This window comes from Arthrobacter sp. SO5 (genome assembly GCF_020532805.1).
In the GTDB taxonomy this organism is placed as follows: Bacteria; Actinomycetota; Actinomycetes; order Actinomycetales; family Micrococcaceae; genus Arthrobacter.
Window position 1 is genome coordinate 124,979 of record NZ_MQTQ01000101.1, and the last position, 26,741, is coordinate 151,719.

General features: G+C 65.6%; 24 protein-coding genes and 1 tRNA gene. 8 read left to right on the top strand and 17 right to left on the bottom strand.

The genetic code is table 11. The features are described 5' to 3' along the window. From BJG92_RS17650 to BJG92_RS17665, 4 genes are all read left to right on the top strand, one after another. On the top strand, positions 1-925 hold a 925-nt coding region (locus BJG92_RS17650), incomplete at its 5' end, for an IS110 family transposase (RefSeq protein ID WP_232085275.1). Positions 926-1,110: 185 nt separating this feature from the next. Continuing rightward, entirely contained in the window at positions 1,111-1,320 is a 210-nt protein-coding gene (locus tag BJG92_RS17655; RefSeq protein ID WP_232085276.1) for a hypothetical protein, read from the top strand. A 676-nt stretch (positions 1,321-1,996) separates the two neighbouring features. Continuing rightward, complete coding sequence (locus tag BJG92_RS17660; protein ID WP_269462138.1) at positions 1,997-2,671, top strand: response regulator transcription factor; 675 nt, start codon at positions 1,997-1,999, stop codon at positions 2,669-2,671. Positions 2,672-3,393: 722 nt separating this feature from the next. Next, a complete protein-coding gene (locus BJG92_RS17665; protein ID WP_232085278.1) occupies positions 3,394-3,822 on the top strand; it encodes a hypothetical protein in 429 nt (142 codons plus the stop codon). 785 nt (positions 3,823-4,607) lie between these two features. Here the strand turns inward: BJG92_RS17665 and BJG92_RS17675 are convergent. From BJG92_RS17675 to BJG92_RS17685, 3 genes are all read right to left on the bottom strand, one after another. Next, positions 4,608-5,723, bottom strand: coding sequence for a C40 family peptidase (locus tag BJG92_RS17675; protein WP_232085279.1), 1,116 nt, complete (start codon positions 5,721-5,723; stop codon positions 4,608-4,610). Beyond that, positions 5,723-6,271: a hypothetical protein gene (locus BJG92_RS17680; RefSeq protein WP_232085280.1), complete on the bottom strand. Its 549-nt coding sequence runs from the start codon at positions 6,269-6,271 to the stop codon at positions 5,723-5,725. Before BJG92_RS17680 ends, BJG92_RS17675 begins: the two co-directional genes overlap by 1 nt. 232 nt (positions 6,272-6,503) lie before the next feature. Then, complete coding sequence (locus BJG92_RS17685; protein ID WP_232085281.1) at positions 6,504-7,418, bottom strand: hypothetical protein; 915 nt, start codon at positions 7,416-7,418, stop codon at positions 6,504-6,506. Positions 7,419-7,600: 182 nt separating this feature from the next. On the opposite strand from BJG92_RS17685, the gene BJG92_RS17690 reads away from it, so the two are divergent. Continuing rightward, the gene (locus BJG92_RS17690; protein ID WP_226758981.1) at positions 7,601-7,924 is read left to right on the top strand and encodes a helix-turn-helix transcriptional regulator; all 324 of its coding nucleotides are present in this window, start codon (positions 7,601-7,603) and stop codon (positions 7,922-7,924) included. Here BJG92_RS17690 and BJG92_RS17695 read toward each other — a convergent pair. Then, complete coding sequence (locus BJG92_RS17695; protein ID WP_232085282.1) at positions 7,878-8,375, bottom strand: hypothetical protein; 498 nt, start codon at positions 8,373-8,375, stop codon at positions 7,878-7,880. The genes BJG92_RS17690 and BJG92_RS17695 overlap by 47 nt on opposite strands. 243 nt (positions 8,376-8,618) lie before the next feature. Here BJG92_RS17695 and BJG92_RS17700 point away from each other — a divergent pair, with 243 nt between their 5' ends. Next, positions 8,619-8,858 (top strand): helix-turn-helix domain-containing protein, encoded by a 240-nt coding sequence (locus tag BJG92_RS17700; protein WP_232085283.1) that lies wholly within the window; start codon positions 8,619-8,621, stop codon positions 8,856-8,858. A 77-nt stretch (positions 8,859-8,935) separates the two neighbouring features. Next, positions 8,936-9,181 (top strand): hypothetical protein, encoded by a 246-nt coding sequence (locus BJG92_RS17705; protein WP_232085284.1) that lies wholly within the window; start codon positions 8,936-8,938, stop codon positions 9,179-9,181. 21 nt (positions 9,182-9,202) lie between these two features. Here the strand turns inward: BJG92_RS17705 and BJG92_RS17710 are convergent, their stop codons facing one another. Both BJG92_RS17710 and BJG92_RS17715 read right to left on the bottom strand, forming a co-directional pair. Then, the gene (locus BJG92_RS17710; RefSeq protein ID WP_232085285.1) at positions 9,203-10,333 is read right to left on the bottom strand and encodes a site-specific integrase; all 1,131 of its coding nucleotides are present in this window, start codon (positions 10,331-10,333) and stop codon (positions 9,203-9,205) included. An 88-nt stretch (positions 10,334-10,421) separates the two neighbouring features. After that, a tRNA-Leu gene (locus BJG92_RS17715) sits at positions 10,422-10,503 on the bottom strand. A 206-nt stretch (positions 10,504-10,709) separates the two neighbouring features. Between BJG92_RS17715 and BJG92_RS17720 the strand changes: the two genes are divergently transcribed. Next, positions 10,710-11,315 carry an ANTAR domain-containing response regulator gene (locus BJG92_RS17720; protein ID WP_232085286.1) on the top strand — a complete coding sequence of 202 codons (606 nt, stop codon included), beginning with the start codon at positions 10,710-10,712 and terminating at the stop codon, positions 11,313-11,315. Between the two features lie 95 nt (positions 11,316-11,410). Here the strand turns inward: BJG92_RS17720 and pyk are convergent, their stop codons facing one another. From pyk to hisI, 11 genes are all read right to left on the bottom strand, one after another. Next, a complete protein-coding gene (gene pyk / locus BJG92_RS17725; protein WP_232085287.1) occupies positions 11,411-12,910 on the bottom strand; it encodes a pyruvate kinase in 1,500 nt (499 codons plus the stop codon). Between the two features lie 80 nt (positions 12,911-12,990). After that, complete coding sequence (locus tag BJG92_RS17730; RefSeq protein WP_232085288.1) at positions 12,991-14,448, bottom strand: glutamate synthase subunit beta; 1,458 nt, start codon at positions 14,446-14,448, stop codon at positions 12,991-12,993. Continuing rightward, on the bottom strand, positions 14,441-19,057 hold the full coding sequence (gltB, locus tag BJG92_RS17735; protein WP_232085289.1) for a glutamate synthase large subunit: 4,617 nt from the start codon (positions 19,055-19,057) through the stop codon (positions 14,441-14,443). Before gltB ends, BJG92_RS17730 begins: the two co-directional genes overlap by 8 nt. 262 nt (positions 19,058-19,319) lie before the next feature. Next, positions 19,320-20,534, bottom strand: a complete 1,215-nt coding sequence (lgt, locus tag BJG92_RS17740) for a prolipoprotein diacylglyceryl transferase (protein ID WP_232085290.1) — start codon at positions 20,532-20,534, stop codon at positions 19,320-19,322. A 3-nt stretch (positions 20,535-20,537) separates the two neighbouring features. Next, positions 20,538-21,356, bottom strand: coding sequence for a tryptophan synthase subunit alpha (gene trpA / locus BJG92_RS17745; protein ID WP_232085291.1), 819 nt, complete (start codon positions 21,354-21,356; stop codon positions 20,538-20,540). Further along, a complete protein-coding gene (gene trpB, locus BJG92_RS17750; protein WP_232085292.1) occupies positions 21,353-22,705 on the bottom strand; it encodes a tryptophan synthase subunit beta in 1,353 nt (450 codons plus the stop codon). Before trpB ends, trpA begins: the two co-directional genes overlap by 4 nt. A 96-nt stretch (positions 22,706-22,801) precedes the next feature. After that, positions 22,802-23,620, bottom strand: coding sequence for an indole-3-glycerol phosphate synthase TrpC (trpC, locus tag BJG92_RS17755; protein ID WP_232085293.1), 819 nt, complete (start codon positions 23,618-23,620; stop codon positions 22,802-22,804). Positions 23,621-23,622: 2 nt separating this feature from the next. Continuing rightward, on the bottom strand, positions 23,623-23,910 hold the full coding sequence (locus BJG92_RS17760) for an HGxxPAAW family protein (RefSeq protein ID WP_232085294.1): 288 nt from the start codon (positions 23,908-23,910) through the stop codon (positions 23,623-23,625). Positions 23,911-23,988: 78 nt separating this feature from the next. Next, positions 23,989-24,621 carry a Trp biosynthesis-associated membrane protein gene (locus BJG92_RS17765; RefSeq protein ID WP_232085295.1) on the bottom strand — a complete coding sequence of 211 codons (633 nt, stop codon included), beginning with the start codon at positions 24,619-24,621 and terminating at the stop codon, positions 23,989-23,991. Then, the gene (locus BJG92_RS17770; protein WP_232085296.1) at positions 24,618-26,213 is read right to left on the bottom strand and encodes an anthranilate synthase component I; all 1,596 of its coding nucleotides are present in this window, start codon (positions 26,211-26,213) and stop codon (positions 24,618-24,620) included. The genes BJG92_RS17765 and BJG92_RS17770 overlap by 4 nt, the downstream gene beginning before the upstream one ends. 120 nt (positions 26,214-26,333) lie before the next feature. Continuing rightward, positions 26,334-26,699 carry a phosphoribosyl-AMP cyclohydrolase gene (hisI, locus tag BJG92_RS17775; protein ID WP_232085303.1) on the bottom strand — a complete coding sequence of 122 codons (366 nt, stop codon included), beginning with the start codon at positions 26,697-26,699 and terminating at the stop codon, positions 26,334-26,336. Positions 26,700-26,741: the final 42 nt, after the last annotated feature.

A 26,741-nucleotide genomic window follows, 5' to 3' on the forward strand; every position in this document is an offset into this window, starting at 1 on the left:
CTACCGCGGCGAGGGCAAAACGGACGCGAAAGACGCCGCAGTAATAGCCGATCAGGCCCGGATGCGCCGGGACCTGCAGCCGCTGCGGGCCGGGGATGAAATCAGCACCGGGCTGCGGATCCTCACCGCCCGCCGGGCCGATAAATCCGCAGACCGGGTCCGGGCGATCAACCGGCTCCAGGCCCAGCTGCTCGAATACTTCCCCGCGCTGGAGCGGGCCTTTGACTACAGCCGCTCCAAAGGAGCGCTGTTGCTGCTGACCAGACACCGGACCCCGGACGGGATCCGCCGCACCGGACAGGCCAGACTCCATGCCTGGTTGAAGAAACACGGCACCCGCTCCTCCGCCGCTGTCGCCCAGGCAGCAGTCGAGGCCGCGAAATCCCAGCACACCACCGTTCCGGCCCAGCACCTCGGGGAGCTGATGGTCGCCGCCCTTGCACAGGAAATCATCACCCTCGACAAGGAACTGGCAGAGCTCGATGCGTTGATCAGCGAGAAAGTCACCGAACACCGGCACACACAAACCCTGCTCAGCATGCCCGGCTTCGGACCCGTCCTCGCCGCCGAATTCCTCGGTGCCACCGGAGGAGACCTCACCGTCTTTGAAACCGCGGACCGGTTCGCCGGCGTCGCCGGGCTCGCACCCGCACCCAGGGACTCCGGCCGCATCACCGGCAACCACCACCGCCCCAGACGCTACGACCGCAGGCTGCTGCGCGTCTTCTACCTCTCCGGCCTCTCGGCGCTGAAATCCTGCCCGGCCTCCCGGGCCTACTATGACCGCAAACGCGGTGAAGGGAAAACCCATATCCAGGCCATGCTCTCCCTGGCCCGGCGCCGCCTCAACGTCCTCTGGGCCATGCTCCGCGACGGCACCACCTACACCCCGACCCCGGCGACGGCACGGCCACTTGCAGCTTGATGCGCGGAACGAAGACTGAGTTCAGGCGCTTGGTGACATCGGTCTGTTCCAAAGTCCCGAGTACCGTTGGCGGGCTCTTTGGGAGGTGCGCTGGTTGGCGTGCGTACTGGCGCAACGACAGTCACCCCTCTATACCGGAAGGAACCCCTGTGATTGTGTCAACCTGAACGTGAATTGAGGAGAACATGACCATACCCGCATCCCCACAGTCCTTCGTCAAGCACAAACTCCAGGACGTCCTCGAGGGACAGATCCTGCGACTGGGCGGCGACCGCTTCGCCGTGATCGCCAAACATCGCCGGCACCGGCTGGTCCACCTCGACCTGGAAACAGAAGACGGGGGCCCGGCCACGCTGATAGGCATTCCAGGCGCCCGCGTCATGGTGCGGGAGTAAACAACGCCGGGGCCGCGCTAGCCGTCCGGTGACTTCATTCCTGGGCGGCAGCATCAGTCCAAGCCAACAGGCGACGACCGCCTCACGGCCAAAGGCAACAGTGAAGGGGGTCAGCGCCGACCTGAAGCAGCCTGGCGAGGTAACGAACGCCGTCAAAAGGACTGAAGACCGAAAAGCGCCCGTCAACCGGGAACCGGAGGCTTCACGGCCTCCCTTTGGTTCGGCGCCCTCCCACCAAAGACCGGGCAACGGAACGAAACGCCGTACGTCTCATCCGAAAAGGAGGACCTCCAGGGCAGCGGACGTGATCACAGCAATGCGGCGCTCATCCACCCCGGACTATGCGGAGAAAAGGCATCCCGGCCAGGGACGGAATCCACCGCCCCGCCTCATCCTCGACGGATTGCTGAGAGGCGGTGTTCGCGGCCATCACATGAAGCGATCCGGTCAGACCCTTTTCCGCCACGTTCCGGTACTGGGATGGGCAGCGTCGCCGAATCACCGGAGTCGTGTCGTCAGGATCCGGTTCCAAGGATTTTGTACCGGTGATGAGGCAGTCCTTTGACCCTAGTGCCGGGCCGGGCCGCGCGAAATGATGTCCATAAGTGGCCGCCCTCCGGGGCTCGCACGACGCGGTGCGGACAGCCGGCGGCACCGAGGCGACGGGAGTAGATCCATGGGTGTCCCTTCAGGCGCTTCCTCTTCCCAGAAGGGGTCGCTTGATCCGGTGCGCGTGTTCATTGTCGATGATCAAGAGCTGGTCAGACACGGACTGAGGAGTTTGCTCGAAGGGGAAGGCATTGAAGTAGTCGGTGATTGCGCGGCACGGCGGGAGGCCGGGCGCCGCATCGTGGACGGCGGAACAACCGTGGCGGTGTTGAAGGGACCTCTGCCCGACGGCACCGGAATTGAAGTCTGCCGGGATGCGCGTTCCCTTAACGCGGACCTGCAGTGTCTGCTGATCACCAGCCACGTCGACGAAGAAGTGCTTAGCGCCATAGTGCTTGCCGGAGCAGCAGGCTATCTGCTCCGGACCCTCCGCGGGCGCCAGATAGCGGACACGATTCGACGCGCCGCCGCCGGTGAATCGCTCTTACACCCCGGAGCGCTGGAACAAGCGAGGGCCGGCCTTGCCAAAGCCCAGGTGGACCCAATATTTGACGGCCTGACACCCGCCGAAAAGACAGTGCTGGCACTAGCTGCCGACGGCCGCACTAACCCGCAAATCAGCGAGGCCATGGTTCTGACTGAGCAGACCGTGCGTGAACTCGTGTCGGGACTCCTGCCCAAGCTAGGGTTCGGCGACGGTTCCCCGGCCGTGGAGGCCCCGAGGACCCACCACACCCCGTAGAAATGGACGCAGCCCCACGCAACGCCGGCGGACGTACCCTCGAAGGCGTCGCCTCCAAACTCCCGTACTCGACGTCGGCATGGGGCGTAACTGGCAAACGAACACCCCGCGAACGCTCACTCACGGGACCCACCTATATCGTTCTCGAGGAGCCGCCGGACCTGAGCAGTGGCGAGCACCACCGCACAGCGCCTGGATTTAACCATTTGGCGGTTCAAGGCAGGAAGCGAGCAGCGCGTGGACGCCTTGGTGGCCGAGAGCGCACTCCACGGCTGGAGCCAGTTATTTGCGGATAATTATCCGAAAGCCGGCGGCCCGAACCACAATGCTGTTTACCTTGCGAACTCCGATGGATTCGAAATAGAGCTCATGGCAATCGCCTCAGGATATGAAGCTCGTGTCCGTCGGCCCACGGCCATGCGGGGCCTCGCTTCGCTCGGGCAGTACAAGCATTCTTCTTTTCTTTTTTGCTGCTGTCCGTTGGATCATACGTGCCCGCTCCACCGGTTCAACCGTCCTGCGGACGGCAGCGCACCGGCTGCCTTGTGTCGGCGCTGCGCTGATTTCCTCCCACAACCCATCCGGTGCTTGCCCTGCGGGTTGCCCCGGCTCCGTCGGGCACAGCTACGCGATGCTCCGCCAGCAGGCAAAAAACATGGTGGGGGAGAGGGAGTCCGTACGTCGGGCGGCCGCCCCGCCCGAGCGAAACGGAGCATCAACACGTGAGCACAGCAACCATGACCCAGACCGTCACGACTGACACGGCGGAAGCGATCACGGCGCCGGTTCTTCCCGCCGACGACCGGGCAGGGGACGGGTACGACTGGATGGACACCCTCGAAGGCACCGCCTGGTCCGTGCTGCCCAACTGGGCCAGCGAGGGATGGGACGCCGGATCCTGGCCCTACATCATATTCGCCGTCGCCCGCACCCGCGATAAGGACGGGGAACTGTTCGGCTACGGCACCAACGTCGAGGGCGACACTTCCGCGCACTGGTTCCGGTCCCAGGACGCCTGCTTCGAAGCGATCACCGCAGAGGTGTTCTTCCACTGGACCTCCGGCCAGTCCGACGGACCGGAGATCCTTCCGGCCACCGCCGCGGAACTGCCGGACCGGGACCGTAAGCCCTACCCCGGCCGGACGGACTAGAAACGCGTCCGGTGCCCCGGCCGCCCATCGGCCGGGGCACCGAAGGGGCGTGCCACCATCTGTTGACAACATCATTGAGATTCCTTCGTGAGTTCTTTGTCCGGTTCTCACTGAACATCGCACGATGGCTCACCGGAGCAACGAGCAGCTGCGGAGATCTACACCACTCCATGGGAAGTAACCACACCGGAGCCGCTCATGACGAGACTCATCGACTACGCACGCGTTTCGACGACGCAGCAGTAGCAGTCTAACGACCGGCAGCAGGCAGACCTTAAGGCCGCCAGAGTCCCCTGCGATAACCTATACGTAGATCACGGTGTCCCTGGGGCGCGAGCCGACCCCGGTTTGATCGGGCCCTTGACGCGCTGATCGACGGAGATGCCCCGTCATCACGACGCTGGATCGGCTCGGGCGATCCAGCCAGAATATTCTTGCCTTCGCCGACGGACTCCGCGGTCGAGGCGCGGGCCCGCACGTCTGGAACCTCAGCGGTGGCGACGTCGACGCTCGAACGCCCATAGGGTCGATGCTGTTTACGAACATGCCCGCTCTCGCATAAAGGAACACAGATCGAACGCGAACGCGTCACCGACTCCATCAGCGAACCCAGAAACGCCGGAAGGACCTTGGCGGCCGCCGGATCACCGACGCTCAGATTCGTAGCGCTACACGCGCCCGCCCGGTCACGAAAATCTCCTTAAAGCCTGTATCGAGACTTTTTCCCGATCCTATCCCGCCCGCAGAATACACTTTGGGATTTCTAAGTTCGGCGTAACGTCAGGTCACCTCAAAAGATCGAAATAGGCCGTATCCGTATTCCCAGCTATGGGATGCAGCAACGTACCCACCGCAGGGTTCAGCGCGCTGTACATCATGCCCTCCCCCGCATAAATGCCAACGTGTCCCCAGTCGGCTGGCCCCTGTGCGTTCTGGACCACCAGGTCCCCCAGCTGCGGATTCTCCGTCCGGGTACCGACCCTCCATTGATCCACTCGCGGCAGATTGATCCCGGCCTGCCTGTAAATCCATTGGACGTATCCGGAACAGTCCCACGCCTTAAAAGCCGTGCCACCCCACACGTAGGCGCCGCCGACTCCTTCCTGGGTGAACCGCAGGATAGCTTTGCGGATTTCGCTCAGGTTTGCGGGCAAGACCGGGTCCGTCGAGGAAGGCGGCGTATCCGAGCACCTGGCCGGTGTTATCCCGCCGTCGAGCGCCTCTACGATGGCCGTCGCGTCAGCCTCCCACCGCGCATACAACTCCGGAAATGCCGATACTTGAACGGCTTGCGCAGCTTGGCCTTTGTTCATGGATTGCCAACCTCGGATATCCAACAACCCCGGCGGGCTGCCACGATTGGGGCCAGAAGGTCCGCCGTAAAAGGCTCGCACGTTGTACTTGGGATCCATCAACTGCTCAACCGTCCCCCAGCCCGCCGCAGGACGTTGCTGAGCCGTACCGAGGGAATCGTGGTCGCGGCCAACGCCGTCATGCGGGTACCCGAGCGAGGCTGGTACGTTCACGTTGGCGAGGACTCTGAGGCTGGATTCCTGCAGGGCCATCATGATTGCGATGATCTGGCCTTCTCGCGGCACCCCCAATTGCTGGCCAATGGAAACGTAGTCCCCCGCGACTGCCATTTGCCTGTCGGTCACACTGACCGGAGCCCGGCTGCTTGTGCGGAGTCTCAGGGCGCCGGATTCGCTGGCGCCGGGCTGGCCAGCAGCGCCACTCTGCGAGCAGACGGACAGGGTGTCAACGGCGCTCGCGCCGAGCACCGCCACGGCTGCGCTAACCGCAATGGAACCCACCAGGATCAAGATTGAGGCCGCGGCCAGCGTAACCCGCAGAAGGGTCCGGCGCTTGACCAGCCCAGCCAACACCACGGCGGCCGGCATCAATAGACGATCCTGCTCGGGGCGGCGTAAAAGCCGACCATGACGCAGTGGTCCGTCGGGGCAGTAACAGCCGGCGGACAGTTCACCATGACGCTGACGGGTGCCGTATAGGTGTTGCGGGCAGAGATTGATTGATCTAAAACGCTGACGGAGGCGGTGCACACATGCAGTCCCTCCCATGGCGCCGGCCGCTCCTGAACCTTGGCCAGCTCGCTGTCGCAGTGCAGGGATTCCACCGCGGCCGAACGGTGCGCCTGCTGGTCAGCCAGAGTTGCGTAGCTTCCCGCGTTGACCCCGGTCGCTTCGAACTCCTGCACCAGGACGGTCAAGGGATTGGAGCCGTCCGGCAGCACGTCCCACCAGTCACGGAGCCGTGAGTAGACCTCCGAGTAGGACGACGTTCGCGTGTCCCAGGTGTAGATCGCCGTCGCCGCCGCGGCGGCGAGCTTTCGGAAGTCAGCAGTGCGGGGTGCGCCCACGGCATCGGCAATCAAAACGTCAGGAGCCGCCGTCGGAGTTTGTGCCGGTGTCCCGGGAGAAGCGTTCAAAGGACTCTGACGGATGTCCAACGTCGGCGGCGGTGCAACCGGAGCCTCTGCGGGCGTGGGCGACGGCGTCAGCGTGAGAGCGAAAAGCGCCGTGACCACGCTCAATAGCGCGATTGCCGCGATCCACCATCGACGCCGGTTGTTTGTGCCAGGCAGCGAGCTTCTTCGCAATACGTACATTCGGGCCTCCTTCTCGTCTGTTCATGGCGAGAGGACGGACCCACAACATGACTCAGTACGCAGTCCGCGTCCCGGCCTGGAGAATCCTCCAAGCTGTTCGATACAACCGGCGCGCGAAGCCGATCTGGACAGCCAGATAGCGCTCGGTGACGCCCAACTGGGTCGCCAATGCTTCCAGAGCCCTCTTCCGTTCGGGTCCTCGTAGTCCGGGGCGAACGATACTTTCAGCTGTTCTGCGGAGTACCGGTGTGGGCAGGCACTCTGCTGCGCGCTGGCATACGTCTCCGATATTGCTAAGGACCGCCTGCTCAACGTCCACGGCATTTTGAACGGTTTTCGCCGTCTTGCGCACCACGGTCACCGCGTGCCAGCGCCGGCGGTCCTGTGGCGACGGCGGACCGTAGTGTCGTGGCCCGGTGAGACTGTCCACGGCAAGATCCCAAACTCCTGCCGGCACGCTGGCCCGAGTCAACTCAATGATCATTCGTGCCCATTGTTGGTCAATAATCTGCTCGGCAATTTGACCTCCACCCCGGTCCATGCCCAGCAACGCAAGGGGAACAAACGCCGTCGGCCCGTCGGCATTCCCTGGTTCCATGATCATCGGGAGTGTCTGATGGCTCAGCTCCCGACGGGTGTGCGCAGCGCACACGTTCGCGCACACCCCCTGAACCCACGCACCGAACGGAATGCCGGGAAGCTGGCGGTAATGCCCCCGGGTCACCCCATCCCACACCGCGACCCGGATGTCCTGCATAACGTCGTCCACGTCGCAGGCCCGGCCGATCCGCGAGAGATGCGAAACCACGTACCGCTGTACACCGTCGACGGCGATCATGATTTGATCTACCGGAACGACAACCGCGGCGGGCTCCGGCGCACCGCGCAGGGAGACGTCGATACTTCCTACATTTGGATGATCTTGTGGGGCCTGATTCAACCTGGCTTCGACTCGCATGGTCTTCACCGCTTCGACTAAACGATTCCAATAAGTCCGGCACCGGCATGACCGGCGCCCTAAGAGTGGCAGCGAAAGCCAAGGCCGACCACTACGACAGGAAAGCTATACAAACTATTTTCAAAGATAATTAAAGTATCGTCAAGACTGCGGGTCTTACTTTTCGAGGATCGTTCGGTGAGAATGGTTCCATGCCCAGGATCACGCAGCCTCACGACGAAGCCTGGTCGAACGACGTCGAGGCCGCTGTCGCGACATTTGGCAACAGATCACGGAACGAGATCCTCCGTTACCTTTCCGCGCACGGTCCGGCGACCCGCGGTGACATCGTGGCAGCAGTAAGCGCCGGTGAGCCGAGCGTAGCCAAGCACCTGCTTGCTCTTGAGGAGACCGGCGCCATCGCGGTGGACCTTGAGCCGGGCCGGCGGCATGGGCGCTCTCCGCGCTATTCAGCCAACCCCGCTCGGATCAAGGAGTTGCTGGCGGCTCATCTTCAGTATCTTCTGGAGGATTAGCGGCTGCCTCTTCCGCCCCAGGATGGCGATCAATGTCCTTGTTGAGGTATTCAGAGATGGCCCTTAGCGTCTCCGGAGAGACGTCGCCCAACGTCCGCGCCGCGAAGGTCTTCACCCTGGCCGCACGAAGCGACTTCACAAACTCGAGTTGCGAATCGATCCGCTCGGGCAAGTCGGCGCTGTCGCCGATCAGGTACGAGGGGTCAACGTTGAAGATGTTGCACAGCTCGGCCAAGAGCGCCGGATCGCTGACCAGACGACCGGTCCCCTCTTTCATGTAGAACCAGCGCGCGCGGGACAACTTGATGCCCCTGGCCTCGAGTTCGGCCTGGACCTCGCGGAACGTCACGGGCTTCCCACGTTCGGCAACCACGACGTCGAGCAGCAGATTCAGACGACGAGCCAGCTGGGCCTGGGGAGACAACATGTCACCGCCACCTGCCTCGTCCATCCGCGCTGCCCACCCCTCGATCTGATGCGGGGCCGGCAGCTCGGTCAGGCGCTACGACCCCCTTTCGCCCAGTATTACCCGAGTCGTCCGGCGCGGCAATCAACCGCGTCAACCAGTTGAGGATTCATTTGCTCACTCTGGTCTATCCAACGTGACCTCAACCGGAGTAACCTGCTGCTGTAGACCCGTCTACAGCAGCCCTTCACCATTCCCTGGTTGTGGTCCCCCATGTCGTGCATTTTGATGAACCGAACACGAAGCCGAATTATCCGATTCCTGCTCAGGAACGGGCCCTCGACCTGTGGCCAGATCGGCAGGCAACTCGGCGCCTCGCGCTCGACCATCCGCAGGCAACTCGGCCTGCTCACCGAAGCGGGGCTGGTGCAGCGCTCATCGACTCAGTTCAGTGCTTCCGCCGAGCAGGTGCACCTCAATGCCGCGGCCCTCGAAGCGAGTTTTCAGGTCACCATCATGCCGCCGTGATTCCCGGCTCACATGAACGGGGACAGGACTCGCGCAAGCCGTCCTCGCTACATAACGACGAGAGATCGGACAGGGGCATGAAACTTGAATTCTTCGAACCAGCCGAGGCTGCCACAGTCCTCAAGTGTTCAGAGGCATGGCTTAGGGACGGGGCAGCCAAGGGCGAGTTCCCGCACGCCGTCTGGGGCAAGGGGAAGATTGTCTTCACATCGGTCCACCTCAGGGAGATTGCAGAGCTACGTGAAGTCCGAACCACTGGTCCTGCGCCGCAGACCGTCCGCATGATCGGGACGCGAGCACAGGCTCGCCAGAAGTTCTCTTAGGCAAACCAACCGCCACAGACGCTATCCACGCCACACATCGGCGGAACGCTCGACGGCGTCGGCGGCATCCTGGAGCGCCTGCGGCATCAAGTGGCCATACACCTGCTCAGTCGTTCGCGTAGATGCGTGCCCGAGTCGCCTGGAGATCGTGAACAGCGATACGCCGTCCTGGATCAGCCAGGACGCATGGGTATGGCGCAGATCGTGGATCCGGGGTGACTTCTTCAGGCCACGCGCCTGGGCCGCTTTCACGGCGGGAGTCCAGTAGTGGTGCCAATACAGCTTGTGAACAATGCGCTCGCCCTTGGGAGTGGTGAACAACAGTTCTGAGCCAGGGCGGCTGGCCACCAGGGGAACCAAAACTTCCACCAAATGGGGATTCAGCGAAACCGTCCTCTTGCCGGCACCGGTCTTGGTCGCTCCGACGTAATACTCGGAATCGGTACCGCGTTTCCATGCCTTGTTGATCCGCATCGTTGCCGGCTTCGACATCAGGTCCACGTCCGCCACAGTTACCGCAGTCGCTTCGCCGAACCGCGTTCCCGTCATGACCAAGAATTGAGTGAACGCCTTATACCGCTCCCCCATGCCCTCCAGAATCAGGCCGAATTCAGCGTGCGTCAGGAACCTGGCCTCATCCTCTGCCTTTTCGCCTGACGGGAGCTGCACGCCTCGGCACGGATTGTCCTTCCGGTAGCCGAGCATGACGGCCGTCTCCATCGCCGAGAAGATCAAGCCATGGTTGTTCTTGATGGTCTTGGCCGACCGGCCCTTGGTCTGCATCGCCTTGATCCAATACGTCAGGTGCCGGTAATCGAGCTTGTCCACGGGAATGTGCCCGATGACGTCGGCGATGTGCAGCTTCAGCATGGTCTGATACGTGTGGACGGTGCCAACGGAAGGTCGGACCAGGAAGTCGATGTGCTCTTGGATCACGGCAGCGACGGTGGGCGCTTTAGTCTGGTTCGCGACCATCGCATGCTGGGCAATCTCAAAGGATTGGTTGTTGGCATCAAGGAGGCGCTTCAGCGTCTGGGCCTCGGCCGACGTCGCTAGGGTAATCCCCTCTTGCTTTCGCGTCTCGGGGTTCCGCCAGCGGACCGTGAACGACGTGGATCCGTTCGATTTTTTCCGTTCCCAAATGCTGGCCATACCCAAAATTCTAGGCTTCGTGTGCACAGAAAACGAGTTTTTGTGCACACCTAGGGCCCTGGAACCCTGCTGACTTGCGGAAACACTGTGCCCGAGGTGGGACTCGAACCCACACACCTTTCGATACCGCATTTTGAGTGCGGCGCGTCTGCCAATTCCGCCACTCGGGCGCGGAGTACACCGGTGTAACAATCGCTCAAACCTTGGTGCTGTGAGCAACGCGATCGCTTCCAGTGCGCGGAATTACTCTACATGCAGATAGGCTGAATTCCAGAATCGCGCCAGTGACGCCGCATCGAACCCAATCCGGTCCCAGTACAGCAGCGGTGACAACCTACGATGGTATAGTCCCGCCGTACCTTTCCAAGGAGTTCCCGTGTCAGAACAGACGGAGTCAGCCCCCACCTCCAAGCCGGCACGCCGCGTTGTCGTTGCCGAGGATGAGACACTCATCCGCCTGGACATCATTGAGATCCTGCGCGGCGAAGGCTACGACGTCGTCGGCGAAGCGGACAACGGCGAAAAAGCCGTCCAGCTCGCCGAAGAACTGAAGCCGGACCTCGTGCTGATGGACGTCAAGATGCCCATCATGGACGGCATTACGGCCGCCGAGAAGATCGTCAAGGCCCGGATCGCGCCGGTGGTCCTGCTCACCGCGTTTAGCCAGAAGGAACTCGTGGAGCGCGCACGCGACGCCGGCGCCATGGCCTATGTCGTCAAGCCCTTCACGCCGGCGGACCTCATCCCCGCCCTTGAGATCGCGCTTTCCCGGCACGAGGAAATCAAGGCCCTCGAAAGCGAAGTGACGGACCTGCAGGAGCAGTTCGCCACCCGCAAGCTCGTCGAACGCGCCAAGAGCCTGCTGACCACCAAGATGGGCCTGACGGAGCCGGAGGCGTTCCGCTGGATCCAGAAGACGTCCATGGACCGCCGCCTCAGCATGCGCGAGGTTGCCGAGACCATCATCAACCAGGTCAACTAGCGGCCGGGCAGCGAACCCAAAAAGACCAAAAGGGAGGGCCCCGCCGGTGTGCATAACACCGGCGGGGCCCTCCCTTGTTGCATGCCCGGGAAGACCTAGACCTTGCCGTTCCGCTTCTTCTTTTCCGGCCAGGGGCCGAGCTTGTCCTTGGTCACCGCTGCTTCGCCGTGGCTGCCGGCGTCGGCGAGGTCGCCCACCTTGTGGACCTTCAGCATGTTCGTGGAACCGGCCTTTCCGGGAGGGGACCCGGCGGCGATAACCACCATGTCGCCGTCCTCGACGAGGTCCATGTTCAACAGGCTGCGGTCAACCTGTGCCGTCATCTCATCGGTGTGGCCCACCATCGGGACCAGGACCGGCTGGATGCCCCAGGTCAGGGCAAGCTGGTTCCAGACGTGCTCCACCGGGGTGAAGGCGAACACGGGTCGGGTCGGACGCAGCCGGGAGAGGCGGCGGGCGGAGTCACCGGACTGGGTGAAGGTACAGATGTACTTGGCATCGAGCTGGTCGGCGATTTCGACGGCGGCCCGGGTGATGGCGCCGCCGCGGGTCTTGGGCTTCGTGCCCAGCGGCGGGACGCGCTCCAGGCCATGGACCTCGGTGGACTCGATGATCCGGGCCATGACCTTGACGGTCTCGATCGGGTACTTGCCCACGCTGGTCTCACCCGAGAGCATGACCGCGTCGGCGCCGTCGAGCACTGCGTTGGCGCAGTCGGAAGCCTCGGCGCGCGTCGGGCGCGGGTTCTCGATCATGGACTCAAGCACCTGGGTTGCCACGATGACCGGCTTGGCCCAGCGGCGGGCCAGTTCAATGGCACGCTTCTGCACGATCGGCACTTCCTCAAGTGGCAGTTCCACGCCGAGGTCGCCACGGGCCACCATGATGGCGTCGAAGGCGTCGATGATCTCGGGGAGCTGCTCCACTGCCTGCGGCTTCTCGATCTTGGCGATCACCGGCACGCGGCGACCTTCTTCGTCCATGATCTCGTGCACGCGCTTGATGTCCGAGGCGTCCCGCACGAAGGAGAGGGCCACCATGTCCACGCCGCGGCGCATGGCCCAGCGGAGATCGTCCTCGTCCTTCACGCTCAGCGCCGGCACGTTGACCGCAACGCCGGGCAGGTTGATGCCCTTGTTGTTCGAGACCCAGCCGCCCACAATCACCTGCGCGACCACCTTGACGGCGTCCACGTCGATGGCGCGCAGGGCAACCTTGCCGTCGTCGATCAGCAGCGCGTCACCGGGCTTCACGTCCTCGGTGAGGCTCTTGAGCGTCGTGGAGCAGATGTCCTTAGTGCCCGGGACGTCCTCGGTGGTGATGGTGAACGTGTCACCGACGGCCAGCAGGTGCGGCCCGTCCACGAAGCGGCCGAGACGGATCTTGGGCCCCTGGAGGTCGGCCATGATGGCGACGGGCCGGCCCAGCTGGGCTGCGGCCGTACGAACGTTCTCATACGTGGTGTCGTGCACGGCGTACTCGCCGTGGCTCATGTTCATCCGTGCCACGTCGACGCCGGCTTCCAGCACGGCCAGCGTGTTCTCGAAGCTCGCGATTGCCGGTCCGAAGGTGGCCACTATTTTAGCGCGTCTCATATACCTACCCTAGTAGTCGATTGCAGTGATTAAGTTGTTGCCGCGTGAACGGCGGAAGTACGGCGGGAACCTGTAGCGGACTACAGGACAGCCATGGCCCGGTCGGTCGGTGCCACGGGGGCCGGCAGGATGGTGCTGCCCATCAGGAACTTGTCCACCGCGGCGGCGCAGGCACGCCCCTCGGCGATGGCCCAGACGATGAGCGACTGGCCGCGGCCGGCGTCACCGGCCACGAAGATGCCTTCCGTGTTGGTCATGTAGAAGCCGTCGCGGGCCACGTTGCCGCGGCCGTCGAACCCGGCGCTCACCTGCTCGGTGATCCCGGCCGGCTCGGGGCCGGTGAAGCCCAGCGAGAGCAACACCAGGTCGGCGGGGATAATCCGCTCCGTACCGGGCTTCGGGAGGCGCTTGCCGTCAACGAATTCGGTCTCGGCCACCTTGACGCCGGAAACCCTGCCGTTCTCGCTGACGAACTCCACGGTGGAGGCGAGGTACGTGCGTTCGCCGCCTTCCTCGTGGGCGCTGGCAACTTCGAACAGGGTGGGGAACGTCGGCCACGGCTGGTGGCCGGCGCGTTCTGCCGGCGGCTGCTTGCCGATCGCCAGCGTCGTGACGGACGCAGCGCCGTGCCGGTGGGCGGTGCCGAGGCAGTCCGCGCCGGTGTCGCCGCCGCCAAGGATCACCACGTGCTTGCCGGCGGCGTGGATCTGGTTCTCCACCGTCTCCCCCGCCACCACACGGTTGGCCGGCACCAGGTAGTCCATCGCGAAGTGCACGCCCTCGAGCTTGCGGCCCGGGATCGGCAGGTCACGCGGGACGGTGGCACCGGTGGCCACCACCACGGCGTCGTACCGGCGGCGCAGCTGCTCCCACGTCACGTCGGTGCCCACGGCGACGCCGGTCCGGAAGCGGGTGCCTTCGGCCTTCATCTGCGCGAGCCGGCGGTCGACGTGCTCTTTTTCCATCTTGAAATCGGGGATCCCATAGCGCAGGAGGCCGCCGATCTTGTCATCGCGCTCGTACACGGCGACGGTGTGGCCCACCCGGGTCAGCTGCTGCGCGACGGCCAGACCGGCGGGGCCGGAGCCGACGACGGCGACCGTCTTGCCGCTGAGGCGCGCCGGCGGCAACGGATTGACCCAGCCGTTCTCGAACGCCTGGTCCACGATGGAGACCTCGACCTGCTTGATGGTCACCGCAGGCTGGTTGATGCCCAGCACGCAGGACGCCTCACACGGGGCCGGGCAGAGCCGGCCCGTGAACTCGGGGAAGTTGTTGGTGGCGTGCAGCCGCTCCATGGCCTCCTCCCCCTTGTCCCGCCAGATGAGGTCGTTCCATTCCGGGATGAGGTTGCCCAGCGGGCAGCCCTGGTGGCAGAACGGCACGCCGCAGTCCATGCACCGGCCGGCCTGGGCCTTCAGGACGCCCTTTTGCTGGGCTTCGTAAACTTCTTTCCAGTCCATGATGCGGACCGGAACCGGACGTCGGGGCTGGGTTTCGCGCTGGCGTACTTTCAGAAATCCGCGTGGATCAGCCACCGGTCACCTCCAGGATTCGAGACCAAACTTCTTCGCCGTCGGGGTCCAGGCCCTCTTCGATGGCGTCAAGACGGGTTTGCAGCACGGCCGCGTAGTCGCGCGGCAGCACCTTGGTGATGCGGCCCGCGGTGTCATCGAAGTTCTCCAACAGCCGTGCCGCGAGCAGCGACTCCGTCTCTTCGAGGTGCTTCACGAGCAGTCCGTGGACGATGTCGCGGTCCTCGGCGTCAAGTGGCCGCAGCTGCAGCTCACCGGACTCGAGGGCCTGCTTGTTAACGCGTTCGCTCTGCAGGTCCAGGACGTAGGCCGTGCCGCCTGACATGCCGGCACCGAAGTTGCGGCCGGTGCGCCCGATGATGAGCGTCTGGCCGCCGGTCATGTATTCGCAGCCGTGGTCCCCGATCCCCTCGGCCACGGCGGTGGCACCGGAGTTGCGGACCATGAACCGTTCGCCCACCTGGCCGCGCAGGTACATTTCCCCGCTCGTGGCGCCGTAGCCGATGACGTTTCCGGCGATGACGTTGCGCTCTGCCGGGAAAACGTTGGTCCGGTCCGGCCGGACGATGATGCGCCCGCCGGAGAGTCCCTTGCCGACGTAGTCGTTGGAGTCCCCGAACATCCGCAGCGTGATGCCGGCCGGCAGGAAGGCGCCGAGCGACTGCCCCGCAGTGCCGGTCAGGGTGATGTCGATGGTGTCCGTGGCCAGCAGGTCCGTGCTGAAGGTCTTGGTGACCACATGGCCCAGCATGGTGCCGACGGACCGGTCGGTGTTGATGACGTTGACGGCGATCTTCACCGGTGTGCGGTCGCTGAGCGCCTCGGCGGCCATCGCGATCAGGCGCTGGTCAAAGTGCTTGTCCAGCTCGTGGTTCTGGCCGGTGAGGTTGCGCAGCGGGGCGTCGTCGTCGAACTCGAGACCGTGCAGGATCGGGTCCAGGTCCAGTCCTTCAGCCTTCCAGTGGTTGATCGCCTCGCGGGTGTCGAGCATCTCGGCGTGGCCGATCGCTTCCTCGATGGTCCGGAAACCGAGCTCGGCCAGGATTTCGCGGACCTCCTCGGCAAGGAATTCGAAGAAGTTGATCACGAATTCGGGCTTGCCGGTAAACCGGGAGCGCAGCTCGGGGTTCTGCGTGGCGACGCCCACCGGGCAGGTGTCCAGGTGGCAGACGCGCATCATGATGCAGCCGGAGACAACCAGCGGTGCGGTGGCGAAACCGAATTCCTCGCCTCCCAGCAGCGCGGCGATCACGACGTCCCGGCCGGTCTTGAGCTGGCCGTCCACCTGCACCACCACGCGGTCGCGCAGGCCGTTGAGCATGAGCGTCTGCTGCGTCTCGGCGAGGCCAAGTTCCCACGGCACACCGGCGTGCTTGAGCGAGTTCAGCGGCGAGGCGCCGGTGCCGCCGTCGTGCCCGGACACCAGGACGACGTCGGCCTTCGCCTTCGTGACGCCGGCGGCGACCGTGCCGATCCCGACCTCGGAGACTAACTTGACGTGCACGCGGGCCGAGGGGTTGGCCCGTTTCACGTCGTAGATCAGCTGCGCGAGGTCCTCGATCGAGTAGATGTCGTGGTGCGGGGGCGGCGAAATGAGCCCGACGCCGGGGGTCGAGTGCCGTGTCCGGGCCACCCAGGGGTAGACCTTCTGCGCCATCAGCTGGCCGCCTTCGCCGGGCTTGGCACCCTGCGCCATCTTAATCTGGATGTCGTCCGCGTTGGACAGGTACAGGCTGGTGACGCCGAAGCGGCCGGAGGCGATCTGCTTGACCGCCGAGCGGCGGGTCGGATCGAGCAGGCGGTCCACGTCCTCGCCGCCTTCGCCGGTGTTGGACTTGCCGCCCAGCCGGTTCATGGCGATGGCCAGGGTCTCATGGGCCTCCTGCGAGATGGAGCCGTAGCTCATGGCGCCGGTGGAGAACCGCTTGACGATGCTGGAGACGGACTCCACGTCCTCCAGCGGCACCGCGGGACGCAACCCGGCCTTGAACTTCAACAGCCCGCGCAGGGTCATGAGGTTCTCGGACTGGTCATCGACGCCGCGGGTGTAGGCCTTGAAAATGTCGTAGCGGCGCTCACGGGTGGCGTGCTGCAGCCGGAAGACGGTCTCCGGGTTGAACAGGTGCGGTTCGCCGTCGCGCCGCCACTGGTATTCGCCGCCGCCCATCAAGGGCTGGTGCGGCAGTTCGATGCCGTTCTCCGGGTACGCCATCCGGTGGCGGGCCAGGACCTCGGCGGCGATCACATCGAGGCCGACGCCGCCGAGCTGGGAGTGCGTGCCGGAGAAGTATTCATCCACGAGGTCCTGGCCGAGGCCGAGTGCCTCGAAGGACTGGGCTCCCGTGTAGGAAGCCACGGTGGAGATGCCCATCTTGGACATGATCTTCAGGACGCCCTTGCCCAGTCCCTTGATCAGGTTGTAGACGCCGTCCTGCGGGGTGACCCCGACGACGTCACCGGTGCTGATGAGCTGTTCCACCGACTCCATGGCCAGGTAGGGGTTCACCGCGGAGGCGCCGTAGCCGATCAGCACGGCCACATGGTGGGTCTCGCGGACGTCACCGGCCTCGACCACCAGCGCGGTCTTGGTGCGGTTGGCGCTGCGCAGCAGGTGGTGGTGCACGGCGCTGACGAGCAGCAGGGACGGGATCGGCGCCCACTGGGCGTTCGAGTCACGGTCCGAGAGCACCACGTACTGCACGCCACGGTTAATGGCGCCGGAAACCTGCTCGCAGATTTCGGTGAGCCGGGCACGCAGGGCGTTCTCGCCGCCTTCGGGGCGGTAGAGTCCGCGGACCTTCATGGCGACCCTGTCGCCGTCGGCGGTCTCGATGTTGGCGATCTTGGCGAGCTGGTCGTTGGTGATCACCGGGAACGGCAGCGAAACCTGGGGCTGCCGGACCTGCTGGGTGTCCAGCAGGTTGCCGTTGGGCCCGATGGCGCAGGTCAGGGACGTGACGAGTTCTTCGCGGATGGCGTCCAGGGGCGGGTTGGTGACCTGCGCGAAGGACTGCACGAAGTAGTCAAAGAGCAGCCGGGGGCGCTTGGACAGCACGGCCACCGGGGTATCCGAACCCATGGCGCCGAGGGGTTCGGCGCCGGTGCGGGCCATCGGGCCGAGCAGGATCTTGAGTTCCTCGGTGGTGTAGCCGAAGGTGCGCTGGCGGATGTTGACCGAGGCTGCGGTGTGCACGACGTGTTCGCGTTCGGGCAGGTCTTTGAGGTCGATCAGGTTTTCCTTGACCCAGTCGGCCCAGGGGTTGGCCGCCGCCACCTCGGCCTTGACCTCGGCGTCGTCGATGATCCGGCCGGCCTCCGTGTCCACGAGGAACATCTTGCCCGGCGAGACGCGGCCTTTCTTGACCACCTTGGCGGGTTCCACGTCGATCACGCCCACCTCGGAGGCGAAGATGATCAGGCCGTCCTCGGTGATCCAGTAGCGGCCGGGGCGCAGGCCGTTGCGGTCCAGGGTGGCGCCGACGAGGTTGCCGTCGGTGAAGGACACGGCGGCGGGGCCGTCCCAGGGCTCCATCAGCATCGAGTGGTATTCGTAGAACGCGCGGCGGGCCGGGTCCATGGTGGCGTGGTTTTCCCACGCTTCCGGGATCATCATCATGATCGAGTGGGTGATGGGACGGCCGGAGAGCCAGAGCAGTTCCGCGACCTCGTCGAAGGACGCCGAGTCGGAGGCACCCGGGGTGCAGATCGGGTACAGCTCTTCCGGCGAGTCCCCCAGCAGCGGGTTGGCCAGCTGGGACTGGCGGGCGCGCATCCAGTTGCGGTTGCCCTTGACGGTGTTGATCTCGCCGTTGTGGGCGATGGTGCGGAAGGGCTGGGCCAGCGGCCAGGACGGGAAGGTGTTCGTGGAGAAGCGCGAGTGGACGATCGCGAGCCTGGTCTTGAAGCGCTTGTCCGAAAGATCGGGGTAGAACGGCTCAAGCTGGGCCGTGGTGAGCATGCCCTTGTAGACGATGGTCCGGGAGGACAGCGACGGGAAATAGACGCCAAACTTGTTCTGTGCCCTCTTGCGGATGCGCCAGGCACGGGAGTCCAGTTCGTTGCGCTCCAGGACTTCCCCGGTGCTGGAGGCCAAGAAGGGCTGCGCGAAGTAGGGCATGCAGGCCCGGGCCATGGAGCCGACGAGATCGGCCACGATCGGGACCACCCGCCAGCCGAGGACGGCCAGGCCCTCGTCCGCGGCAAGGCTCTCGATGCCGGCCTTGGCCGCGTCCGATTCGCGCTGCTCGGCCGGGAGGAACGCGGTGCCGACGACGTACTGGCCGGGGGCGGGAAGTTCGAAGTCGGTGACTGCGCGGAAGAATTCGTCCGGCACCTGCATGAGCAGCCCGGCGCCGTCGCCGGTTCCTTCATCGGCGCCCACGGCCCCGCGGTGCTCGAGGTTGCGCAGTGCAGTAAGGGCGGCGTCAACGATGTCGTACCCCGGCTCGCCCCGCAGGGTCGCGATGATGGCGAGGCCGCAGGCGTCCTTCTCCTGCTCGGGGTTGTACAGTCCGGCTGCTTCAGGCAGTGCCGCGAAGCGCTTGAAAGGGGACATGGCGGGCGCCGGCAGGTCCGGTTCGGACCAACTGGGGCCTTGCAGGGTTTGGGTCATGAGAGACGTCCTTCCTCCTGATCGTGCGTATGGGAGGGACAACATTGGCCCGAATCGGTGCGCCGGTGTGACGGGCACAACAAAGACTTACTACCTGGAATTGTAGGCCAGCGCGGCCTGCTGTAAGAACAGTTACGCCGCCCGCGGCCCCGGTTTTGCGTGGATGGCAACTGTCTGCTGTCCACAGCATTCCCTGCTGCCACGACGCTGTGGACCCGGACTCTGGGAGGGGTGACTCCGCGGCCCGGTTGCCGCTGCCGAGTTACTTGCTGCCCTCGGCTCCCGGCGAGGATCCGGTGGCCCGGCGGCCGGTTGTGTCGGCAGCCGGTGCTCCTGGTGCGGGGGTGGTCCCGCCGGATTCCTTGGACGCTACAGCAGCGGCGGGAGCGTTGCCCGGACCGCTGTGGCTATCCCGGAGACTATCAAGCGATTCATCATTTGAGACACGAGAGTCCGCATGGTGGACTGTGGCGGCGTCGCCATGTTCAGCGTCGGCCTCAATTTCACGGCCGTCGGCGTCATGATCGGCGTCGGTATCCGGTTCTGCCTCCGCCTCGGCAACCTCGTCTGCGCTGGGCCCTCGGCCGGGCAGGTAGACGGTGTCCGGCTCTTCAGGCTTGCGCAGGCCGAGGACGATGAAGATCACCAGGGCCGCCACGAGGACCGCGATGCTGGTCCAGACGTTGAGCCTGGCGGTGATGCCGAAGAAGGTGATCTGCTCGGCGTCGTCAATCCGCAATGCCTCGATCCAGACCCGGCCCAGCGTGTAATAGATGGCGTAGAGCCAGAAAAGGCGGCCGCGGCGGAAGCGGAAGCGTCGGTCCAGTAGGAGCAGGAGGCCCACGCCGGCCAGGTTCCAAAGGGACTCATAGAGGAAGGTCGGGTGGAAGAGGATCTCCGCCGGCGTGCCGGGTGGGAAGTTCGGGTTGTCGGCGTCGATCTGCAGCCCCCACGGCAGTGTGGTGGGGGCGCCGAAGAGCTCCTGGTTGAAGTAGTTGCCCCAGCGGCCGAGCGCCTGGGCCAGCAGAAGCCCGGGCGCGGCGGCGTCAGCGAATGCGCTGAGCTTGACCCCGGCCCTCCGGCAGCCGATCCACGCGCCCACCGCGCCGAGCAGCACGGCCCCCCAGATACCGAGTCCGCCGCGCTGGATCTGCGGAATCAGTGACAGGTCGCCGGTGCCGTCGAAGCCCGGCCCGAAATACGCGTCCGGTGAGGACACCACGTGGTAAAGCCGGCCGCCGACGATGCCGAACGGGATGGCCCAGATGGCGATATCCCAGACGCTGCCCTCCGGGGCCCCGCGCCGTGCCCAGCGGACGGAGGTCAGCCACAGTCCGGCGATGATCCCGGCCAGGATGCACAGGGCATAGGCATGGATGCGCAGGGACCCCCAGGGCAGCGGGATGTCGAACCCGGACCAGTCCGGGCTCGGAATACTCGCGGGCATCATCGCCGCCGCGTGGAGGACTGACTGCATTGCTTAAGCTTCTTCCCTGGTAAGGCCGGTGCTGAGGTCTTTCGTCAAGGACGCTACAGCATCCACGCCGCCGTCGCCGATCGCTACCACCAGGGCGGTACCGACGATCACGCCGTCCGCGTAGGCGGCGATCTCGCGGACCTGGTCCGCGTTGGACACGCCCAGTCCCACGCAGACGCGTTCCGCGCCTGCCGCATGGGCGGCGGCCACAACGTCTTTGGCCGCGGTGCTGACCGAGCTCCGGGCCCCGGTGACGCCCATGATCGAGACGGCGTAGACGAAGCCGCGGCTCGCCTCAACAGTGCGTTTCATGCGTTCCGGGGAGGACGACGGCGCCACGAGGAACACCCGGTCCAGTCCGTACTTATCCGAGGCCGCCATCCATTCGGCGGCTTCGTCGGGGATCAGGTCCGGGGTGATAAGTCCGGCTCCGCCGGCTTCGGCCAGCTGGCGCGAAAATTCGTCCACACCCAGCCTGACCACGGGGTTCCAGTAGGTCATGACGAGCACGGCGGCGTCGGTCTGGCTGGTAATGCCGCGGACGATGTCGAAGACCTGCCGGACGTGGAATCCCTTGGCGAGGGCCTCGGTGGTGGCGGCCTGGATGACGTGGCCGTCCATGACCGGATCCGAATACGGGATGCCGATCTCGATCAGGTCGGCGCCGTTCTCGGCGAGGGCGATGCCGGCCGCGATGGTGTCCTCGACGCTGGGGTAACCAGCGGGAAGGTAGCCGATCAGGGCCGCGCGGCCCTGGGCTTTGGCCCTGTCAATGGAAGCAGCCGATTTGCTGGTGCTGGTGAGGTTCTGGACGCCGCTCACAGTTTCTCCCCCTCTTTCGCGATCTCGTGCTCGGGTGAATCCTTGTCCAGCAGGTCGAACCATTCCGCGGCGGTGGCCACGTCCTTGTCACCGCGGCCGGAGAGGTTCACCACCACGATCTTGTCTGTTCCTTTGCCCGCTGCCTTGCCTGCGGCCGTGCCTGCGGCCTTGTCTTCGGCGGCGAGCCGCTGACCCACCTTCATGGCGCCGGCGAGGGCGTGCGCTGACTCGATGGCGGGGATGATGCCCTCGGTGCGGCACAGCAGCCGGAACGCCTCCATGGCCTCGCTGTCCGTGATCGGCTCGTAGCTGACCCGTCCGATGTCCGCGAGGTAGGAGTGCTCCGGCCCGACGCCGGGGTAGTCCAGGCCCGCCGAGATGGAGTGCGATTCGATGGTCTGGCCGTCGTCGTCCTGCATGAGGTAGGAACGCGCGCCGTGCAGGACGCCGGGCTTGCCGAGGCTGATGGTGGCAGCATGCCGTCCTGTTTCGACGCCGTCGCCGCCGGCCTCGAAGCCGTAGATCTTCACCGAGGGATCGTCCAGGAAGCCGTGGAACATGCCGATCGCGTTGGAGCCTCCGCCGATGCAGGCGCAGACGGCGTCGGGCAGGCGGCCGGTCTGGGCCAGGATCTGGGCGCGGGACTCCTCGCCGATCACCTCGTGGAAGTAGCGGACCATGGCCGGGAACGGGTGCGCCCCGGCGGCCGTTCCGAGCAGGTAGTGGGTGTTGTCCACGTTGGCGACCCAGTCCCGGAGCGCCTCGTTGATGGCGTCCTTCAGGGTCTGGGAACCGCTGGTCACCGGGATGACCGTGGCGCCGAGCAGCTCCATCCGGGCCACGTTGAGGGACTGCCGCCGGCAGTCTTCGGCACCCATGTAGACGACGCATTCCAGGCCCATCAGCGCGGCGGCCGTGGCGCTGGCGACACCGTGCTGCCCGGCGCCGGTTTCGGCGATGACGCGGGTCTTGCCCATGCGCTTGGCGATGAGGGCCTGGCCGAGGACATTGTTGATCTTGTGGGAGCCCGTGTGGTTGAGGTCCTCGCGCTTGAGGAAGATGCGCACTCCCCCGGCGTGCTCGGCGAAGCGCTTGGCCTCCGTCAGCAGCGAGGGCCGTCCCGAGTAGTTCTTGTTCAGCTCAGCGATCTGTGCCGTGAACTCAGGATCCGCCTTGGCTTTCTCAAAAGTGTCTTCGAGCTCGTCCAGGGCGGCGATGAGCGACTCCGGCATCCATCGGCCGCCGTAGGAGCCGAAGTAGGGTCCGGGGGCGTGCCGCAGGGATTCTCCGCCCTGCAGGAACGCGTCCACGGCGCTTTTGTCTGACTCTGCTGCTGGCGCATCGACCATCAGTCCCACCATCCTCTTCCACTGCTCATTGGATCTTGCTGCCGCCCGGGTGCGCTGCCGGCGTCCGGGCGGGCGTTGGCCCGGCCGGAGCACGGGTCAGGACCGGGCGGCGATTTCTTCGGCTCCGGCGGCCATGAATTCCGCGATCCGCTCCCCCGGCGTCGCATCGCTGACGAGGGCCTCGCCCACGAGGACCGCATTCGCGCCGTTGGCCGCGTAGTGCCTGACGTCGTCGACGCCGCGCACCCCGGACTCCGCGATCACGAGCGCACCGGCGGGGATGCCCCCGGCGAGTTCGGCGAAGACGGAACGGTCGACGTCGAGCGTCTTGAGGTTGCGTACGTTGACGCCGATGATCCGCGCCTCTGCGGCAACGGCCCGCCGGATTTCCTCGGCGGTGTGGGTCTCGACGAGTACGTCCATGCCCAGTTCGCGGCTGAGGGCGCTGAGCTCGCGAAGTTGCGCGTCCGCGAGCGAGGCCACGATCAGCAGGACCAGGTCGGCCCCGTGCGCCCGGGCCTCCCAGATCTGGTACTCGTCGATCATGAAGTCCTTGCGCAGCAGCGGAACCTCCACGGCCGCCCGGACGGCGTCGAAGTCGGCGAGGGAGCCGTTGAATCGGCGCTGCTCGGTCAGGACACTGATCGCTGCCGCGCCGCCGTCGGCGTACTGCAGGGCGAGGGACGCAGGATCGGCAATGCTGGCGAGATCGCCCTTGGAGGGGCTGCGCCGCTTGATTTCGGCAATCACGCTGAGCCGGTGGCGCGGTTCCGAAGCGCCCCCGAGGGCGGCCCATGCATCGCGGGCGGGCGCCGCCGCGGCGGCACGTTCCTTCAGTTCCGCGAGCGTGACGAGGCGCTGGCGGGCCGCCATATCCTCCCTGACACCGGCATTGATGTCATCGAGAACGCTCACCACTAGTGGCCGGAGTTCTTCAGCTTGCTGCCGCCCACGCCGTAGCCGGCCTTGCGCATGCCGAATCCGACAAGCAGGCCGATCACCATGACGACACCGCCGGCGATGAAGATCGGGGTGTTGGCGATGACGAAAGCGATAGCCATGACGAGGGCACCGAGCAGCATGACGAAGACGGTGGTCCAGGCCGCGGGGCTGTTGCCGTGGCCGGTCGGCTCGCTGTGGTCGACGCCGTCGTAGACGCCCGTTCCGGCCGCAGGTTTGGGGGCGGAAACAGTGGCTTTGCTCATTGAAATCTCCTCAGGATGAATACTGCTTACATTCTGCCATTTATTGGCCGTGGTGTTGGCCGCGCCCGCGGCATCGGTTCACGTCGGATCGTCACCGCGTGAGAGACGGTCCCAGCTGTCAATGTCATCGGGCGGACCGGCGGGTGCAGCCGATGTGCCGGCGGGTACGGTGTCGTATTTCGTGCGAGCCGTCCAGTAGCGGCCCGCCGGGACAATCGCCAGCGCGCTGATTCCCAGCAGCGCCCCGGCGACGACGGCGAGGGCAGGGAACACGGTGACGTCGACCCTGACATTGCTGCCGCTGATCCCGGTGGCGGCGGCGATCGAGCCCTGGGCGGCCGCCTGCGGGTCTGCCAGCACGAGCACGGCGGCGCCGACGATCCCGACGGCGGCGAGCACGGTAATCACGGTGACGATCCAGCGTGCGATCCGGCCGGCGATCGACGCGGCGAGGCCCCCGGCCAGGGCGACGAGCGCGAGGGCCGTGACCGTGGTGGCGGCCTTGCTGCCCTGGACCTGAAGTCCGTCCTGGCTGGAGACCGCCTGGCCCAACTGGGTCGGATCGAGATGGACCGTCAGCCACGTCTGGGTGGTGATGCCGAAGACGGCCAGCGCGAGGGCGACGATCGCCAGCACGAGGGTGGATTTGCGCGCCCAGCGCGGGACGGCCGGGCGGCTCGTGGACGTGACGGTTGATTCGGGGCCGGTCATGAGCTCTCCGTCCGTGCAGCGCTGTCCGAGGCTCTCGCGGCGTCATCGGCGAGGGAATCGGCCGTGATGTTGCGCAGCGAACCGGCCGTGTAAACGGCGCGCATCGGGGCGGCGGCCTTGTTGACGGTTTCAAGGGCCTCGGTGGCGTTCACCGAGTCCGCGACGATTCCGCCGCCGGCCTGGACGTAGGCGCGGCCGTCCCGGAGCAGGGCCGAGCGAATGGCGATCGCCATGTCCATGTCCCCCGCGAAGTCGAGGTAGCCCACCACGCCGCCGTAGATTCCGCGGCGGTGGGGTTCCAGTTCGTCAAGAAGCCTCAGTGCCCGCGGCTTGGGGGCGCCGGACAGCGTCCCGGCCGGGAATGTGGCTTTCAGCACGTCGTAGGCCTTGGCCGCCGGGGCGAGCTTGCCCACGACCGTGGACACGAGGTGCATGATGTGGCTGAAACGCTCTACCTCCATGAACTGGGTGACGTCCACGGAGCCGGCCACGCAGACCTTGGAGAGGTCGTTGCGGGAGAGGTCCACCAGCATCAGGTGCTCCGCGCGTTCCTTCTCATCCGCAAGGAGTTCCTCGGCCAGCGCCTTGTCCGCCTCCACCGTCTTGCCGCGCGGCCGGGAACCGGCGATGGGGTGCGTGATGACTTCCTCGCCGGTCACGGTGACCAGCGCCTCCGGTGAGGAGCCGACGATGGAGTACTGCCGGCCGTCGGCGTCCTCGAGGCTGAAGATGTACATGTACGGGCTGGGGTTGGTATTCCGGAGCACCCGGTACACGTCCAGCGGGTCGGCGCCGCATTCCATCTCGAAGCGGCGGGAAATGACCACCTGGAACACCTCGCCGTCGACGATTGCCTCTTTGCCGCGGTCAAGGGCGGCAAGGTACTCCGACTCGGCCCAGCGTTCCTGGACGCTGGAGGCGAAGTCGAGGGCTGCGGTGTCCAGCACGGAGACGGGCTGCTCCACGGGCGCGCTGACCTTGGCCAGCAGGGCCTTGACGCGGGCGACGGCGTCGTGCCAGGCGTCATCGACGCCTTCGGAGCTGTTGTCGAAATTGATCGCATTGGCGATCAGCAGCACGGTCCCGTCCATGTTGTCGTGCACGGCCATGTCCGTGACGAGGTTCAGCGCCAGCTCCGGCAGTTCCAGATCGTCTTCCGGCGGGCTGGTCAGCTTTTCCCAGTGGCGGACCGTTTCCCAGCCGAGGAAGCCCACGAGGCCGGAGGTGAACGGCGGCAGGCCGTCGAAGCGGTCGGTGCGGAGGGCCTCGACGGTCTCGCGGACGGCGTCGACCGGGCTGCCGCCCAGCGGAACCCCGACCGGCGGCTCGCCGAGCCAGTGCGCCTGGCCGTCCTTGGTGGTCAGGGTGGCCCGGGAGCGGGCGCCGATGAAGGAGTACCGGGACCAGGAGCCGCCGACTGCCGCGGACTCCATCAGGAAGGTTCCGGGCTGGCCGTGGGCGAGCTTGCGGTACAAGCCGATCGGCGTTTCGGCGTCAGCGAGGACCTTCAGCCGGACGGGGATGACGCGGCTGTGGCCTGCGAGTTCACGGAACTCCGCCAGGCCCGGGCTGATGATTCCAAGGTCCTGCATGGCTGTGGTGTCCGCCTGTTCTTTCAGTGGTCCTGAAGGTTGGGATGTGAGGGGGTCGTCCCCGTCGCGGTCCGGCGGCCGGGTCAGACGGCGCGGGCTGCGGCGCGGGGAGCGGCCGGGTCAGCCGGCGTCGCCGGTGACGGCCTCGAGTTCGCGCCCATCGAAGCAGGTCCGGGTTCCGGTGTGGCAGGCGGCGCCCACCTGGTCGACGCGGACCAGCAGCGCGTCGCCGTCGCAGTCCATGGCCAGGGATTTGACCCACTGCACGTGGCCGGAGGTGTCCCCCTTGCGCCAGTACTCCTGCCGGGAGCGGGAGTAGAAGGTGACGCGGCCGCTTGTCATGGTGCGGTGCAACGCCTCGTCGTCCATCCAACCGAGCATGAGCACCTCGTTGGTGTCGAACTGCTGGACGATCGCGGCCACCAGGCCGGCGCTGTCCCGTTTCAGGGCTTCCGCGAGACCGTCGGGGAGGGGGCTTTCGGGCACGGCGGGACCGGGGGCGTAGCCGTTCCCGGCGCTGCCACGGAC